Consider the following 15,013-nt stretch of genomic DNA (forward strand, 5'->3'; position numbering starts at 1 on the left):
CCCCGTAGGAGCGAGCTTGCTCGCGATGAGGTCCACAGGACTTCCGAAGAAAACCGCCTGGCTGGCCGCCGCGCGGATCGCGAGCAAGCTCGCTCCTACAGGTTACCCAGGCGCTTTCAAGGACATCGATATGCCCACTGCTCTCTACCGTTTGCTCCTCGTCTGCCTGTTGCTGCTGCCCATGGCTGCCCAGGCCAGCGAAGCCGAAGATTTTGTCGCGGCCAACTCCAACCAACAGGCGCAGCTCCTGGAAACCTGGGCCGCGCAGCCCGACCCGGCGCGCCTGGAACTGCTCAACGCCCTGCAGCAGGGCCAGTTGAACATCGCCGGCGAAAGTAGAACCCTGCGCCTGAACAACCGCCTGCGGGGCCTGATCGACAGCGCCCTGGCCAGCCACCAGTTGCTCGCCAGCGACGCCAATAGCCGTCTGGCCGCTGCCCGCCAACTGCAAAAAAGCGCCAAGCCGGCGCAACTGAAATTCCTCGATGCCCGACTGGCCGCCGAGCAAGCCCCGGATGTGCACGATGCCCTGAGCCTGGCCCTGGCCAACCTGCAACTGGTGGACAGCGACCCGGCGGTGCGCCTGGCCGCCGTGCGCCTGCTGGGGGAAACCGGCGACCCGCTGGCCCGCACCCGTCTCGAAGGCCTGCTCGAACCCGGGGTCGAAGCCGATGCCGCGGTACGCACCGCTGCCGAAACCAGCCTGGCCCAGGTCAAGCGCAAGCTGCTGGTGGGCGAAGTGCTGGGCCAGGCCTTCAGTGGCCTGTCCCTGGGCTCGATCCTGCTGCTGGCGGCCCTGGGGCTGGCCATCACCTTCGGCCTGCTGGGGGTGATCAACATGGCCCACGGCGAGATGTTGATGCTCGGCGCCTACGCCACCTATATGGTGCAGTTGCTGTTCCAGCGCTACGCCCCCCAGGCCATCGAGTACTACCCGCTGCTGGCGCTGCCGGTGGCGTTTTTCGTCACCGCCGGGATCGGCATGGCCCTGGAGCGCACGGTGATCCGCCACCTCTACGGCCGGCCCCTGGAAACCCTACTGGCCACCTGGGGCATCAGCCTGATGCTGATCCAGCTGGTGCGCCTGCTGTTCGGCGCGCAGAACGTCGAGGTGGCGAACCCGGCCTGGCTGTCCGGCGGCATCCAGGTGCTGCCCAACCTGGTACTGCCCTACAACCGCATCGTGATCATCGCCTTCGCGCTCTTTGTCGTGGTGCTCACCTGGCTGCTGCTGAACAAGACCCGCCTGGGCCTGAACGTGCGCGCGGTGACCCAGAACCGCAACATGGCCGCCTGCTGCGGCGTGCCCACCGGGCGCGTGGACATGCTCGCCTTTGGCCTCGGCTCGGGCATTGCGGGCCTGGGCGGCGTGGCCCTGAGCCAGATCGGCAACGTCGGCCCGGACCTGGGCCAGAGCTACATCATCGACTCGTTCCTGGTGGTGGTGCTGGGCGGGGTCGGGCAACTGGCCGGCAGCGTGCTGGCGGCCTTCGGCCTGGGGGTGGCGAACAAGATCCTCGAACCGCAGATCGGCGCCGTGCTGGGCAAGATCCTGATCCTTGCGCTGATCATTCTGTTTATCCAGAAACGCCCGCAGGGACTCTTCGCACTGAAAGGACGGGTGATCGACTGATGAATCAACCACTGCTCATTACCGCCACCCAGAAAGCCGGGCCCAGGGTCACGATCACCGTCGGGGCGTTGCTGCTCCTGGTGCTGCTGGCCCTGCCGCTGCTGTCGCTGCTACCGGCGGACAACCCGCTGCAGGTCTCGGCCTACACCCTGACCCTGGTGGGCAAGATCCTCTGCTACGCCATCGTCGCCCTGGCCCTGGACCTGGTCTGGGGCTACGCCGGGCTGCTGTCCCTGGGCCACGGCCTGTTCTTCGCCCTGGGCGGCTACGCCATGGGCATGTACCTGATGCGCCAGGCCGCCGGGGATGGCCTGCCGGCCTTCATGACCTTCCTTTCCTGGAACGAACTGCCCTGGTACTGGACCGGCACCGAGCATTTCCTCTGGGCCCTGTGCCTGGTGGTGCTGGCCCCGGGGCTGCTGGCCCTGGTGTTCGGCTTCTTCGCCTTCCGCTCGCGGATCAAGGGCGTGTACTTCTCGATCATGACCCAGGCCCTGACCTTCGCCGGGATGCTGCTGTTCTTTCGCAACGAGACCGGCTTTGGCGGCAACAACGGCTTTACCAACTTCCGCAGCATCCTGGGCTTCGGCATCACCGAACCGGGCACCCGGGCGGTGCTGTTCCTGGCCACGGTACTGCTGCTGGCGGCCAGCCTGTACCTGGGCTGGCGCCTGGCCCGGAGCAAGTTCGGCCGGGTGCTGACGGCCCTGCGCGATGCCGAAAACCGCCTGATGTTCTGCGGCTACGACCCGCGCGGCTTCAAGCTTTTCGTCTGGGTGCTGAGCGCCGTGCTGTGCGGCCTGGCCGGGGCCCTGTACGTGCCCCAGGTGGGCATCATCAACCCCAGCGAAATGTCCCCCACCAACTCCATCGAGGCCGCCGTGTGGGTCGCCCTGGGCGGGCGCGGCACGCTGATCGGCCCGCTGCTGGGGGCCGGCGTAGTCAACGGCATGAAGAGCTGGTTCACCGTGGCCTTTCCCGAATACTGGCTGTTCTTCCTCGGTGCGCTGTTCATCGTCGTGACCCTGTACCTGCCCAAGGGCGTGATCGGCCTGCTGAACAAACGAGGTGAACAATGAGAGTCACAGCCACGGCGGACTTCATGCTCGAACCCATTCTCGACACCAACAAGGACGCCGGCACCAGCCGCGACGCCATCGGCCTTGGCCACGCCGCAGGCAAGGGCCTCAACACCCGCCACGGCACTATCCTGACCCTGGAGGACATCAGCGTCAGCTTCGACGGTTTCAAAGCCCTCAACGACCTCAACCTGTACATCGGTGTCGGCGAGTTGCGCTGCATCATCGGGCCCAATGGAGCCGGCAAGACCACCCTGATGGACGTGATCACCGGCAAGACCCGCCCCTCCCGGGGCAAGGCCTGGTTCGGCGAAACCCTGGACCTGACCCTGATGAGCGAAGTGCAGATCGCCCAGGCCGGGATCGGCCGCAAGTTTCAGAAGCCCACGGTGTTCGAGGCCCTGAGCGTTTTCGAGAACCTGGAGCTGGCGCAGAAGACCGACAAGTCGGTGTGGGCCTGCCTCGGCGCGCGCCTGGACGGCGAACAGCAGGCCCGTATCGAGCAGGTGCTGGAGACCATTCGCCTGACGGCTTCGGCCCGGCGCCAGGCCGGCCTGCTGTCCCACGGCCAGAAGCAGTTTCTGGAGATCGGCATGCTGCTGATGCAGGACCCACAACTGCTGTTGCTGGACGAACCGGTGGCGGGCATGACCGATGCCGAGACCGAGTTCACCGCCGAGCTGTTCAAGAGCCTGGCCGGCAGGCACTCGCTGATGGTGGTGGAGCACGACATGGGCTTTGTCGGCTCGATTGCCGACCACGTCACCGTGCTGCACCAGGGCAGTGTGCTGGCCGAAGGCTCCCTGGAGCAGGTGCAGGAAAACGAACGGGTGATCGAGGTTTACCTCGGCCGTTAACGCGATCGCCGTTCGCCGACAAGCCGGTTCCTACCCCTCCCGCAGGAGCTGGCTTGCCAGCGAAGACCGCCCCGCAATTCCCACAAAATTCGAGTATCCGACCATGCTCCAAGTCGACCAGTTGCACCAGTACTACGGCGGTAGCCACATCCTGCGCGGCCTGAGCTTCGAGGCCCGGATCGGTGAAGTCACCTGCCTGCTGGGGCGCAACGGCGTGGGCAAGACCACCCTGCTCAAGTGCCTGATGGGCCTGCTGCCGGCCAGACAGGGCGCGGTCACCTGGGAAGGCCAGGCCATCACCGCCTACAAGCCGCACCAGCGGGTTCACGCCGGGATCGCCTACGTGCCCCAGGGCCGGGAAATCTTCGGCCGCCTGACCGTGGAGGAAAACCTGCTGATGGGGTTGTCGCGTTTCGGCGCCCAGCAAGCCAGGGAGGTGCCGGCCTTTATCTACGAATTGTTTCCGGTGCTGTTGCAGATGAAGCAGCGCCGGGGTGGCGACCTCTCCGGCGGCCAGCAGCAACAACTGGCCATCGGTCGGGCCCTGGCCAGCCGCCCGCGCCTGCTGATCCTCGATGAGCCCACCGAAGGCATCCAGCCCTCGGTGATCAAGGAGATCGGCGCGGTGATCAGCAAGCTCGCGGCCCGGGGCGACATGGCGATCCTGCTGGTGGAGCAGTTCTACGACTTTGCCGCCGAACTGGCCGACCAGTACCTGGTGATGTCCCGGGGAGAAATCATTCAGCAGGGCCGCGGCGAAAATATGCAGGCCGAGGGTGTACGCGGCCTGGTTACGATCTAATCTGTAGCCTCCTAACGATAACGACCCAGCATGAACCTACCTGCCGCCACCGCCCTGTTCACTCCCAGCTGGCACGCCGAACTGGAACTGGCCTATGCCCGTTGCGGTGCCACCACCCGCCCGGTGCTGCGCCGCCACCTGGGCCCGCTGCGGGTGCAGAAGCACCTGTATGCCGAAGGCCCCGAGGTTTGCCAGCACATCATCGTCCACCCGCCCGGCGGCATTGCCGGCGGTGATCGGCTGGCCATCAGCGCCCGGGTCGACAGCGGTGCCTGGGCCCAGTTGACCAGCCCCGGGGCGGCCAAGTGGTATCGCGCCACCGGCCCGGCCAGCCAGACCCTGAACCTGCAGGTGGCGCCGGGCGCGACCCTGGAGTGGCTGCCCCAGGAAACCATCGTCTTCAGCGCTGCCCAGGCCGAGCTCACGACACGCATCGAATTGCAGGGCGATGCCCGGCTGTTCTACTGGGACATCATTGCCCTGGGTCGCCCGGCCAGTGGCGAGCGCTTCGAGCTGGGGCATTTCCAGGCCCACCTGGACCTGTACCGCGACGGCCGGCCGCTGTGGCATGAGCGCCAGCGCATCGGCGGTGGCGACGGCCTGCTGGACTCACCCATCGGCCTGGATGGCCAGCCGGTGTTCGCCACCTTGCTGGTGACCGGTGAAATCGACAGCGAACTGCTGGAACGCTGCCGCGCCCTGGCGCACCCGGTACGCGGCGACCTGAGCCAACTGCCGGGCCTGCTGGTGGCCCGCTGCCTGGCCAGCGAAGCTTTGCAGGCCCGGGCCTGGCTGATCGAGCTGTGGCGCCTGCTGCGCCCGGCGCTGCTGGGCCGCGAAGCCAAGCCACCCAGAATCTGGAACACCTGACCCGCATGCCCTTTTCCACTGCACCTTTTTCTACTGCCTGACAACGGATTGACCACGATGGATCTGACCCCACGCGAAAAAGACAAGCTGCTGATCTTCACCGCCGGCCTGGTGGCCGAGCGGCGACTGGCCCGCGGCCTCAAGCTCAACTACCCGGAAACCATGGCCTATATCTCCGCGGCGCTGCTCGAAGGCGCCCGGGACGGGCAGACCGTGGCCGAACTGATGCACTACGGCACCACCCTGCTCAGCCGCGAGCAGGTGATGGAAGGCATCCCGGAGATGATCCCGGACATCCAGGTGGAAGCCACCTTTCCCGACGGCACCAAGCTGGTCACCGTTCACCAACCCATCGCCTGAGGCCGTGCCATGACTTATCGCATCCGCGATGCCCTGCATGCCGACCTGCCGGCGATCCGCGACATCTACAACGACGCCGTGCTCAACACCACGGCGATCTGGAACGAGCAACCGGTAGACCTGGGCAACCGCCAGGCCTGGTTCAGCGCACGCCAGGCCCAGGGCTATCCGATCCTGGTGATCATCAACGCCGAGGAGCAGGTGCTCGGCTACGCTTCCTTCGGCGACTGGCGGCCTTTCGACGGCTTCCGCCACACCGTGGAACATTCGGTCTATGTGCGCGGCGACCAGCGCGGCAACGGCCTGGGCCCGCAGTTGATGGCAGTGCTGCTGGAGCGCGCCCGGGGCTGCGGCAAGCACGTGATGGTGGCCGCCATCGAGAGCGGCAACCGCGCCTCGGTCCGTCTGCATGAGCGCCTGGGGTTCATCAGCACCGGGCAGATGCCTCAGGTGGGCACCAAGTTCGGGCGCTGGCTGGACCTGACCTTCATGCAGCTGATTCTCAACCCCGGGGCGCAACCGCCCGCCCCGCACAAGGAGTGAAATCTCGATGAACGCCGCCCAACTGCGCCTTGTCCATGGAGAAAGCTTTGCCCATTACCGTCAGGGACTGATCGAGTTGCTGCTGGACTCGGTGCAGCATGGTGCGTCCATCGGCTTCATGGCCGATCTCGACGACAGCCAGGCCCGCAGCTACCTCAGCAGCGTGCAGGCCGGGGTCGAGGACGGCAGCCTGCTGTTGTGGGTAGTGGTACGCGACGAGAAAGTCCTGGCCAGCGTGCAACTGGCCCTGTGCATGAAGGCCAACGGGCGCAACCGCGCCGAGGTGCAGAAGCTTCAGGTCCTGCACAGCGCCCGCCGCCGCGGCCTGGGCCAGCAGTTGATGAATGCCCTGGAACAGGCCGCCCGCCAGCACAAGCGCGGGCTGCTGTACCTGGACACCGAGGCCGGCTCCGCGGCGGAAGAGTTCTACCGCGCCCTGGGCTATACCCGGGTCGGTGAACTGCCCAATTACTGCCAGAGCCCGGACGGCACCTATACCGCCACCGCCATCTACTTCAAGACCCTGGGACAACCCCTATGATTCCTGGCCAATACCAGATCCAGCCCGGCGAAATCGAACTCAACGCCGGGCGCCGTACCCTGCGCCTGAACGTCTCCAACAGCGGCGACCGGCCCATCCAGGTCGGCTCCCACTACCACTTCTTCGAAACCAACGATGCCCTGAGTTTCGACCGCGCCGCCAGCCGCGGCATGCGCCTGAACATCGCCGCCGGCACCGCGGTGCGCTTCGAACCGGGCCAGAGCCGGGAAGTGGAACTGGTGGAACTGGCCGGCAAGCGCCGGGTATTCGGCTTCGCCGGGCGGATCATGGGCGACCTCTGATCCCTCGACCCTACGCACGTAGGAGGCAGCTTGCCGGCGAATGCGGTCTTTCGGGCCCCTTCGCCGGCAAGCCGGCTCCTGCAAGACCTGTTTTTGTAAGGAGCTGCGATGAAGATTTCCCGTGAAGCCTACGCCGACATGTTCGGCCCCACCGTGGGCGACAAGGTGCGGCTGGCCGACACCGAGCTGTGGATCGAAGTGGAGAAGGATTTCACCACCTACGGTGAAGAAGTGAAGTTCGGCGGCGGCAAGGTGATCCGTGACGGTATGGGCCAGAGCCAGTTGCTGGCCGCCGAGGTGGTGGACACCCTGATCACCAACGCCCTGATCATCGACCACTGGGGCATCGTCAAGGCCGACGTCGGCCTCAAGGACGGGCGCATCGCCGCCATCGGCAAGGCCGGCAATCCGGATATCCAGCCCGACGTGAACATCGCCATCGGCGCCAGCACCGAGGTCATCGCCGGTGAGGGCATGATCCTCACCGCCGGCGGCATCGACACCCATATCCACTTCATCTGCCCGCAGCAGATCGAAGAGGCGCTGATGAGCGGCGTCACCACCATGATCGGTGGCGGCACGGGACCTGCCACCGGAACCAACGCCACCACCTGCACCTCCGGGCCCTGGCACATGGCGCGCATGCTCCAGGCGGCGGACGCCTTCGCCATGAACATCGGCTTTACCGGCAAGGGCAACGCCAGCCTGCCCGAGCCGCTGATCGAACAGGTCAAGGCCGGGGCCATCGGCCTCAAGCTGCACGAGGACTGGGGCAGCACCCCGGCCAGCATCGACAACTGCCTGAGCGTGGCCGATGAGTACGACGTGCAGGTGGCGATCCACACCGACACCCTCAATGAATCGGGCTTCGTCGAAACCACCCTCGGCGCCTTCAAGGGCCGCACCATCCATACCTACCACACCGAAGGCGCCGGCGGCGGCCATGCCCCGGACATCATCAAGGCCTGCGGCCTGGCCAACGTGCTGCCCAGCTCCACCAACCCGACCCGGCCCTTCACCCGCAACACCATCGACGAACACCTGGACATGCTGATGGTCTGCCATCACCTGGACCCGAGCATCGCCGAGGATGTGGCCTTCGCCGAAAGCCGAATCCGCCGGGAGACCATTGCCGCCGAAGACATCCTCCACGACCTGGGGGCCTTCTCCATGATCAGCTCCGACAGCCAGGCCATGGGCCGGGTCGGCGAAGTGGTGACCCGCACCTGGCAGACCGCCGACAAGATGCACAAGCAGCGCGGCCCGCTGCCGGGGGATGGCCCGGGCAACAGCAACTTCCGGGTCAAGCGCTACATCGCCAAGTACACCATCAACCCGGCGATCACCCACGGCATCAGCCATGAGGTGGGCTCCGTCGAAGTGGGCAAATGGGCCGACCTGGTGCTCTGGCGCCCGGCGTTCTTCGGGGTCAAGCCGACCCTGATCCTCAAGGGCGGGGCCATTGCCGCCAGCCTGATGGGCGACGCCAACGCCTCGATCCCGACCCCGCAGCCGGTGCACTACCGGCCGATGTTCGCCAGCTTCGGCGGCAGCCGTCACGCCACCAGCCTGACCTTCATCAGCCAGGCCGCACTGGAGGCCGGGGTGCCGGAGCAGTTGGGGCTGAAAAAACGCATCGCCGTGGTCAAGGGCTGTCGCAACGTGCAGAAAACCGACCTGATCCACAACGACTACCTGCCGGACATCGAAGTCGATCCGCAGACCTATCAGGTCAAGGCTGATGGCGTTCTGCTGTGGTGCGAACCGGCAGACGTGCTGCCCATGGCCCAGCGCTACTTCCTGTTCTAGGGCAGGCCCACCACTGGGCAGAGTGGCTGCTGAAATGTTCGATTAGGCGCTAAGATGCGTCTCGGTTTTCCACTCACTGCCCAGTAAGGTGCCCGGCTATGCGCCTGTCCGATTTTATCGTGCAGCACGTTGATCGAATCGTTGATGAATGGGAACAATTTGCCAGGAGCCTCGCCCCGGACTCCCTGACCCGCACGGACCTGCGGGACCACGCGCGCGCCATCCTGCTGGCCGCCGCCCGGGACATGCGCACCGCCCAGAGCCCCGGGGAACAACGGGCCAAGGCCAAGGGCGAAGGCCCGGAAAAAACCCCCAGCCTGGATGCCGCGGCCGCCAGCCATGGCGAGCTGCGCCATCACGTGGGGTTCGACCTGGTGCAGATGACCTCGGAATTCCGCCACCTGCGAGCCTGCGTGATCCGCCTGTGGGTGGCCAGCCTGCAGACACCGGACCTGGGCTACCTGCAGGACATGATCCGTTTCAACGAAGCCATTGATGAGGCCCTGGCCGAGTCCACCGCGGCCTATGCCGAACAGGTCAGCCGCTCGCGGGATATCTTCCTGGCGATTCTTGGCCACGACCTGCGGGCGCCATTGCAGGCCGTGAGCATGTCCACTGAGATGCTGGCGCGCAAAGTCGCCCTGGACGGCGACGCCCAGGCCTTCGTTTCACGTATCAAGAGCGGCACCCGGCACATGGGCGCCATGGTCAGCGACCTGCTGGAGTTCGTGCGCAGCCGACTGGGCAGCAGCCTGCCCATCGAACCTGCGCCCATGGACCTGGCCAGCGCGGCCCGGGCGGCCATGGACGAAGCCTGCGCCGGGCAGCCCGATTGCACCCCGCTGTTGAGTTTCGAGGGCGACAGCCATGGCATCTGGGACCGCGGGCGCATCGAGCAGATGCTGCAAAACCTGATCGGCAACGCCCTGCAGCACGGCAACGACCGCCGCACCGTAACGGTGACCATCACTGGTGGCGCGGAGCAGGTGCTGTTGACCGTGCACAACTACGGCACGCCGATTCCCCCGGAGGCCCTGGGCACTCTGTTCGACCCGTTGGTGCGCAGCGTCGACGAAGAACTGGGTACCCCCAGCACCAGCCTTGGCCTGGGCTTGTTCATCGTCAAGGAAGTGGTGGTGGCCCATCAGGGCAGTATCGAAGTCAGCTCCAGCGCCAGCGATGGCACCACTTTCACCGTGATCCTGCCGCGCGTCTCCCGCGCCACCCCGTAGGAGCTGGCTTGCCAGCGAAGGCGCCAGCACAAGCGACGCAAGGCTCAAGGGCCTCTTCGCCGGCAAGCCGGCTCCTACAGGGGGCGGTCAGTCCACCAGCAGGCGGCCCAGGCGCTGTTTGAGCATCTGGTTCTCGGCGCGCAGTTGCCGCACTTCGTCCAGCAGGTCCAGGGCCAGGGCCACGCCTTCCCATTCCAGGTCCAGGTCGCGGCGCAACTTCGCCGCGCGCTTGGCCAGGGACAGCTCATAGTCGTTGAAGCGCCAGTCCTTGGGCGCCCGGCCCTGAGGTTCGAGGATGCCGTGCTCGACGATTTCGATCACGTAGGCCGCCGACAGGTCGGCCACTTCACAGAACTCTTCCATGTCCAGCTGAACGATCAGGGTGCTCATGATCAGCGCCTCCTAGTGTCGAATCAGAAATTTTCCCGAGGGTCGAACGCCGCCTTCTTCGCCAGCTCCTGCCACAAGGCCTTGACGTCGTCGCCCGTCTGCTTGGGCATGACCGCCTTGAGTTGCACGAACAGGTAGCCGCGCTGGCCGGCCTTGTTCAGCAGGCCATGGCCCTTGGCGCGCATGCGCTGGCCATTCTGGCTGCCGGCCGGAACCTTGAGGTTGATCTTGCCGGTCAGGGTCGGTACCGCGACCTCGGTCCCCAGCGCCAGCTCCCAGGGGGCCAGTGGCAGGGTGATGATCAGGTTCTCGCCTTCGACATCGAACTTGGGATGCGGCGCGAAGCGAATGGTCAGGTACAGGTCGCCATTGGCACCGCCGCCCACGCCCGGTGCGCCCTGGCCCTTGAGGCGGATGCGCTCGCCGTCGGTGACACCGGCCGGAATCTTCACGTTCAGGCTCTTGCTGGTGTTGCTGACGTGTTGTCCATTGGCGTTGTACTGCGGCACCTGGAAGCTGATCTTCTTCGACTCGGTGGACAGGGTTTCTTCAAGAAAGATCGGCAGTTCCATTTCCACATCCTGTCCACGACGACCGCTGCTGCGGCGCTGCTCCGGGCCGCCGAATCCTGGCCCCCGGTTACCAAAGATCGAACTGAAGAAGTCCGAGAAATCGCCACCGCCCTCGCCGCCGCCAAAACCGCCGCGGCTCTGCCAGCCCGGCGGCCCCTGGAAGGGCTGGCCATGCTGGCCGTACTTGCGCAGGTCGTCGTACTCGGCGCGCTTGTCGGCGCTTTTCAGCGCTTCATAGGCTTCCGAGGCATCCTTGAACTTGGCCTCGGCATCCTTTTCCTTACTGACGTCGGGGTGGTATTTGCGCGCCAGCTTGCGATAGGCGGCCTTGATCGCCTTGTCGTCCGCTGTCGGCTCCACGCCGAGAATCTTGTAATAGTCTTTGAAGTCCATCGAGGGAATCACCATCCGTTATCAAAGTCGCGCGGCGTGCAGCACAGCATGCTCGGTCTGGCAGCATGAGAATTGATCAATCTCAATTCTCTGACTGAACGGCGCATCAGAAGTTTATCGGCAGCCTCGGGCGGATCTTGTGATCCCAGGTGGCTGCGCGGCCCATGCCTGCAAGTTTGGGGGTCAAGGATAGTCTTTCAAGGCACAACAGGGGTGATTTAGCACATAGTCGGCCTTTGCAAGGCGCGAGGACTGGCGTACGCTGCGCGGCCGTTTTTTTCACCGGATCCAAAGACATGAACAACGCCACCCCGGCCCGTGCCTGCGGCATTGACTTCGGTACCTCCAACTCCACCGTCGGCTGGCTGCGCCCCGGCGAGGAGACGCTGATCACCCTGGAGGACGACAAGATCACCCTGCCTTCGGTGGTGTTCTTCAATATCGAGGAGCGCCGTCCGGTGTACGGGCGCCTGGCGTTGCACGAATACCTGGAAGGCTACGAAGGCCGGCTGATGCGCTCGCTGAAAAGCCTGCTGGGCTCCAAGCTGATCAAGCACGACACCAGCGTGCTGGGCACCGCGATGCCGTTCAAGGACCTGTTGGGGCTGTTCATCGGCCAGCTGAAAAGCCGCGCCGAAGCCGCCGCTGGTCGGGAATTCGAAGAAGTGGTGCTGGGGCGCCCGGTGTTCTTCGTCGATGACGACGCCGCCGCCGACCAGGAAGCCGAAGACACCCTGGTGGAAGTGGCCCGCAAGATCGGCTTCAAGCACGTGTCCTTCCAGTACGAACCCATCGCCGCGGCCTTCGACTACGAATCCACCATCGAACGCGAAGAGCTGGTGCTGATCGTCGACATCGGCGGCGGTACTTCGGACTTCTCCCTGGTGCGCCTGTCCCCCGAGCGCCGTGGCGTCGATAACCGCCACGACGACATCCTGGCCACCGGCGGCGTGCACGTGGGCGGCACCGACTTCGACAAGCAGCTTTCGCTGGCCGGCGTGATGCCGCTGTTCGGCTACGGCAGCCGGATGAAGAGCGGCGCCTACATGCCCACCAGCCACCACATGAACCTGGCGACCTGGCACACCATCAACTCGGTGTACTCGCAGAAATCCCAGCTGGCCCTGGGCAGCATGCGCTACGACATCGAAGACACCGGCGGCATCGACCGCCTGTTCAAGCTGATCGAACAGCGCGCCGGGCACTGGCTGGCCATGGAAGTGGAAGAAACCAAGATCCAGCTGACCCAAGCCGAAAGCCGCCTGGTGGCCCTGGACCGGATCGAGCGCGACCTCAGCGTGGACCTGACCCGGGCCCTGTTCGAATCCTCCATCGACGGCCTGCTGGAGCGCATCCGCACCAGCGTCACCCAGTTGCTGAGCGACGCCAATGTCGGTGTGGGCCAGGTCGATACGGTGTTCTTCACCGGTGGTTCCAGCGGCATTCCGGCGCTGCGCCAGAGCGTGGCGGCGATGCTGCCCAACGCCCGGCATGTGGAAGGCAATATCTTCGGCAGCATCGGCAGCGGCCTGGCGATCGAAGCCAAGAAGCGTTACGGCTGAAACCGCTTCGCCGGCTAGGCGGCTCCTACAGACCGTTGTAGGAGCCGGCTGGCCGGCGAACAAGATTCACACCAATCCCGCCAGCTTCAACTCACTCTTCAGGTACGCGTAATAGATCGGCCCCGCCACCACTCCGGGCAGGCCGAAGGCGGCCTCGAACACCAGCATCGCCAGCAGCAGCTCCCAGGACTTGGCACTGATCTGCCCGCCAACGATCCGCGCGTTGAGGAAGTATTCCAGCTTGTGGATAAAGATCAGGTAGCCCAGCGCCGCCACCGCCACCCAGATCGACAGCGACAGCCCGACGATGGTGATCAGGGTGTTGGAGATCAGGTTGCCGATCACCGGCAACAGGCCCAGCAGGAAGGTCAGCACGATCAGGGTCTTGGTCAGCGGTAGCTTGACCCCGAACAGCGGCAGGATCAGCGCCAGGAAGATCCCGGTGAAGAAGGTGTTGAGCAGGGAGATCTTGATCTGGGCGAAGACGATGTTGCGAAACGCCTGGACCAGCAGGTGCAGGCGATCGAACAGCGCCGCCGCCAGGGGCTTGCGCTTGGTCAGGTCGGGGATGCGCTGCAAGGCGATGATCGCCCCCAGGACCATGCCGATCAGCAGGGTCACGAACATGTGCGCCGCGTCCTTGCCCACCAGTTGCAGCTCGCTCAGGTGCTTGCTGGCCCAGGCGCCGATGGCGGCCTGGAACTCGGCGGCACTGGCCGGCAGATAGGAATCGAGGAACGGCGGCAACTGGCCCCGGGCCTTGTCCACCACCACCATGAACTTGCCCAGCGAGGCGCCGGGATTCTCCGCTTCATGCAGCAGGAAACTGATGGCCCCGGCGAACAGCAGGGTCAGCAGACTGACCACCAGCGTGCCCAGCAGCGCCACCGCCAGCCAGCGCGCACGCCGGCCTTCGATCAGCCGCTGCAGTTGCGGGGTGAGCATGTTGACCAGCTCGAACACCAGCAACCCGGCCAGCAGGCTGGGCAACAGACGCAGGGGCAAGGCCAGCAACAGGCCACCGAAGATGATGATCCAACTGATGAACAACAGATGACGCTGTGAAAACGCTGGCATATAGCCTCAAGACAGACAGCGGGGAAAAGACCGGCAGTCTGCCAGCCTTCACCCCTGAGGAATAGTGGCAAGCGCCGTGAGGACGCGGGCTTACAGGGTACTGGAGTGTTGTGACAGGCGAAGGTTCAGTCGGCTTTGGCCCCGGCCGCCGGGGCCGAAAGGTCGGGCAGCGGCACGTCGTAGCCGCAGTAATGCAGGCGGGTCAGGGTCAGGCGCTTGTCGGGGTAGTCATCGCCCCATCTCAGGTTCTGGTCGTAGCGCGACTTGAGATGGGCACACGCCTTTTGAATGCCGGCTCGAGCCTTGGCCAGTACCGGCTCTGGCAAGGGGTTGATCTTCAGGCTCTGGAACAACGGCTGGATAAACACCTTATCCAGGTCGTAACCCTTGCTCCCCAAGGGCAGGCGCTGGCCTGCATGCACATAGAAGGGTTGTTGCAGGCCGCTCTCCTGCTCCCAGCACCAGTACTTCACCTTGTCCTCAAAAATACCGACCGCCGCCCCTTCCCAACGCTCGTATGCACGCAGGCATTGATAGCCCTGCAGGGTCACCCAGTCGAAGCTACTGGGCTTGACGCCGGTATGGGATGGCAACGCCTGCCTGGCCAGCAAATCATCAAGAAATGCCTGCTTCGGATACAGCAGCCCCACGCCCTGCCCATCGAGAAAGCTGTCGACCCGCATATAGAGCGCGGATGCCGTCACCTGGGTGTCGCCATAGGAAAAGGAACCGGAAGTTCCCACAGACAATGAATCACTGGCCTTTTCATAATAAAACCCTCCGGTAACGGTTCCGCATTCGGCATGCCGGTAAGGCCCTGGTAAATCGAAGGAGTAGCGCTGCATCAGGGTGACCCGCTTCGCGCCTTCCTGGCAGAGCAGCCGGTTGTCGAAGCGAGCGTTTTCATAGACCAGGGGTGGCGACATGCAGCCGCCGATGATCACCAACAGTCCGCCTACCAGTAGGTGCCCAATGGCGCGGCGAAGGCTTC

General features: G+C 65.0%; 16 protein-coding genes. 12 read left to right on the plus strand and 4 right to left on the minus strand.

Translation table 11 applies throughout. The annotated features are described in order from the left end of the window. Window positions 1-130: 130 nt before the first annotated feature. From urtB to KCG88_RS20645, 11 genes are all read left to right on the plus strand, one after another. Window positions 131-1,633 carry an urea ABC transporter permease subunit UrtB gene (gene urtB, locus KCG88_RS20595; RefSeq protein WP_210713005.1) on the plus strand — a complete coding sequence of 501 codons (1,503 nt, stop codon included), beginning with the start codon at window positions 131-133 and terminating at the stop codon, window positions 1,631-1,633. Next, window positions 1,633-2,712, plus strand: a complete 1,080-nt coding sequence (gene urtC, locus KCG88_RS20600; protein ID WP_047283725.1) for an urea ABC transporter permease subunit UrtC — start codon at window positions 1,633-1,635, stop codon at window positions 2,710-2,712. Before urtB ends, urtC begins: the two co-directional genes overlap by 1 nt. Beyond that, window positions 2,709-3,569 (plus strand): urea ABC transporter ATP-binding protein UrtD, encoded by an 861-nt coding sequence (urtD, locus tag KCG88_RS20605; protein ID WP_047283724.1) that lies wholly within the window; start codon window positions 2,709-2,711, stop codon window positions 3,567-3,569. The genes urtC and urtD overlap by 4 nt, the downstream gene beginning before the upstream one ends. A gap of 103 nt (window positions 3,570-3,672) precedes the next feature. Next, window positions 3,673-4,371 carry an urea ABC transporter ATP-binding subunit UrtE gene (gene urtE, locus KCG88_RS20610; protein ID WP_047335547.1) on the plus strand — a complete coding sequence of 233 codons (699 nt, stop codon included), beginning with the start codon at window positions 3,673-3,675 and terminating at the stop codon, window positions 4,369-4,371. A 30-nt stretch (window positions 4,372-4,401) separates the two neighbouring features. Next, entirely contained in the window at window positions 4,402-5,241 is an 840-nt protein-coding gene (locus KCG88_RS20615) for an urease accessory protein UreD (RefSeq protein WP_210713006.1), read from the plus strand. A gap of 57 nt (window positions 5,242-5,298) precedes the next feature. Continuing rightward, window positions 5,299-5,601, plus strand: a complete 303-nt coding sequence (ureA, locus tag KCG88_RS20620) for an urease subunit gamma (protein WP_011059003.1) — start codon at window positions 5,299-5,301, stop codon at window positions 5,599-5,601. 9 nt (window positions 5,602-5,610) lie between these two features. After that, a complete protein-coding gene (locus tag KCG88_RS20625; RefSeq protein ID WP_047283721.1) occupies window positions 5,611-6,144 on the plus strand; it encodes a GNAT family N-acetyltransferase in 534 nt (177 codons plus the stop codon). A 7-nt stretch (window positions 6,145-6,151) separates the two neighbouring features. After that, entirely contained in the window at window positions 6,152-6,685 is a 534-nt protein-coding gene (locus KCG88_RS20630; protein ID WP_011059001.1) for a GNAT family N-acetyltransferase, read from the plus strand. After that, the gene (locus tag KCG88_RS20635) at window positions 6,682-6,987 is read left to right on the plus strand and encodes an urease subunit beta (protein ID WP_047283720.1); all 306 of its coding nucleotides are present in this window, start codon (window positions 6,682-6,684) and stop codon (window positions 6,985-6,987) included. Before KCG88_RS20630 ends, KCG88_RS20635 begins: the two co-directional genes overlap by 4 nt. A 108-nt stretch (window positions 6,988-7,095) precedes the next feature. Continuing rightward, complete coding sequence (gene ureC / locus KCG88_RS20640) at window positions 7,096-8,796, plus strand: urease subunit alpha (protein WP_011058999.1); 1,701 nt, start codon at window positions 7,096-7,098, stop codon at window positions 8,794-8,796. A gap of 98 nt (window positions 8,797-8,894) precedes the next feature. Then, window positions 8,895-10,028: a HAMP domain-containing sensor histidine kinase gene (locus tag KCG88_RS20645; protein ID WP_047283718.1), complete on the plus strand. Its 1,134-nt coding sequence runs from the start codon at window positions 8,895-8,897 to the stop codon at window positions 10,026-10,028. Between the two features lie 87 nt (window positions 10,029-10,115). On the opposite strand, the gene KCG88_RS20650 is transcribed toward KCG88_RS20645, so the two are convergent. Further along, complete coding sequence (locus tag KCG88_RS20650) at window positions 10,116-10,418, minus strand: chaperone modulator CbpM (protein ID WP_011058997.1); 303 nt, start codon at window positions 10,416-10,418, stop codon at window positions 10,116-10,118. Between the two features lie 23 nt (window positions 10,419-10,441). Beyond that, window positions 10,442-11,383, minus strand: coding sequence for a DnaJ C-terminal domain-containing protein (locus KCG88_RS20655; protein WP_047283803.1), 942 nt, complete (start codon window positions 11,381-11,383; stop codon window positions 10,442-10,444). A 296-nt stretch (window positions 11,384-11,679) separates the two neighbouring features. On the opposite strand from KCG88_RS20655, the gene KCG88_RS20660 reads away from it, so the two are divergent. Next, entirely contained in the window at window positions 11,680-12,945 is a 1,266-nt protein-coding gene (locus KCG88_RS20660) for an Hsp70 family protein (protein WP_047283717.1), read from the plus strand. Window positions 12,946-13,011: 66 nt separating this feature from the next. Here KCG88_RS20660 and KCG88_RS20665 read toward each other — a convergent pair whose 3' ends face one another. Further along, window positions 13,012-14,022, minus strand: a complete 1,011-nt coding sequence (locus KCG88_RS20665; RefSeq protein ID WP_016967043.1) for a membrane protein — start codon at window positions 14,020-14,022, stop codon at window positions 13,012-13,014. A gap of 125 nt (window positions 14,023-14,147) precedes the next feature. Further along, the gene (locus KCG88_RS20670; protein ID WP_241774685.1) at window positions 14,148-14,948 is read right to left on the minus strand and encodes a hypothetical protein; all 801 of its coding nucleotides are present in this window, start codon (window positions 14,946-14,948) and stop codon (window positions 14,148-14,150) included. Window positions 14,949-15,013: the final 65 nt, after the last annotated feature.

Origin of the sequence: Pseudomonas sp. MWU349 (genome assembly GCF_017947325.1) — a bacterium.
Classification (GTDB): Bacteria; Pseudomonadota; Gammaproteobacteria; order Pseudomonadales; family Pseudomonadaceae; genus Aquipseudomonas; species Aquipseudomonas protegens.